At 49.2% G+C, this 457-nt stretch carries 1 protein-coding gene; it reads left to right on the top strand.

What is annotated here, in order from left to right; translation table 11 throughout:
* On the top strand, positions 1 to 457 hold a 457-nt coding region (locus Q3W56_RS20670), incomplete at both ends, for an alpha/beta hydrolase (RefSeq protein WP_302896700.1).

Raw genomic sequence — 457 nt, 5'->3', positions numbered from 1 at the left:
CTCTTAAGTATATGCATTTATTTCTTGGTCTCGGCTGGAATGTGCTCATTTATGACCATCGCCGGCATGGCCAAAGCGGCGGAAAGACGACCAGCTACGGGTTTTACGAAAAGGATGATCTCAATAAGGTTGTCAGCTGGCTCAAAAACAAAACAAATCATCGCGGATTGATCGGAATTCACGGTGAGTCGATGGGAGCTGTGACCGCCCTGCTTTATGCTGGTGCACACTGCAGCGATGGCGCTGATTTTTATATTGCCGATTGTCCGTTCGCATGTTTTGATGAACAGCTTGCCTACCGGCTGAGAGCGGAATACAGGCTCCCGTCTTGGCCCCTGCTTCCTATCGCCGACTTCTTTTTGAAGCTGAGAGGCGGCTATCGCGCACGTGAAGTATCTCCGCTTGCTGTCATTGATAAAATCGAAAAGCCGGTCCTCTTTATTCACAGTAAGGATGA

It is taken from the genome of Bacillus sp. C28GYM-DRY-1, assembly GCF_030519405.1.
Lineage (GTDB): Bacteria > Bacillota > Bacilli > Bacillales > Bacillaceae > Bacillus > Bacillus spizizenii_A.
The sequence above is the reverse complement of the archived record's forward strand: the minus strand, read 5'-3'. Positions and strand labels throughout refer to the sequence as shown.